Source organism: Halorubrum sp. SP3 (assembly GCF_005435195.1).
GTDB classification, from domain to species: Archaea; Halobacteriota; Halobacteria; order Halobacteriales; family Haloferacaceae; genus Halorubrum; species Halorubrum sodomense.
The window spans coordinates 1-619 of record NZ_SGTU01000057.1; the positions used below are offsets into that span (position 1 = coordinate 1).

A 619-nucleotide genomic window follows, 5' to 3' on the forward strand; every position below is an offset into this window, starting at 1 on the left:
CATCTACAAGCTCCGCTGTGGTGGGATGGACCTTGCCGAGTTCGAGGACGAAAAAGCTGACATCGGCGGTCACGCACAGCAGGTTACGCTTGACTTCGCCAACTGACTCGTAACTCGATACAAGTGAAAATCACAGCTCTGGAAGTTGTGCTTGTAATGCTTCCCTAACCTTCTCTCTGGCTTCTCGCTCAAACTCTTGATAAGTCTCACCACCTAGCGGTACCTCGACTATCCGCAATTCACTATCTTCCTGTGTGTCATGCTCGTCGTCTGAGAGTCCATAGACGGTTTCGAGGGAACCCCCTTGCTCAGGATAGAATATCACTGAATCCCCTCCCACCTTCCGTTGGTAGCTTGTGACTTGATACAGGTCGTTTCGTGCCGGCGAGTCACTCTCCTTCCACTTTGCGTCGGCAATCCAAACTGGTGTTCCTCGATCCCTGAGGAAAATATCTGGTTGCATTCCTTGTATTCCATCTCCTGATTCGTCCCTCAACAGATGCCCGATGTCCGAATCTGCTTCTGACTCAGGATCTCCATCTCCTTCTGGAATGTAACGAGAGCCATGGACCACGTCAGCGACGAGAGAATAGACTACTTCTTCGAACAATGTCTCTGT

1 protein-coding gene is annotated in these 619 nt (G+C 50.6%); it reads right to left on the reverse strand.

The genetic code is table 11. From position 1 onward, the window contains the following. Positions 1 to 130 precede the first annotated feature (130 nt). Positions 131 to 619: hypothetical protein (locus tag EXE42_RS15165; protein ID WP_199240766.1), on the reverse strand; the 489-nt coding region annotated here is incomplete at its 5' end.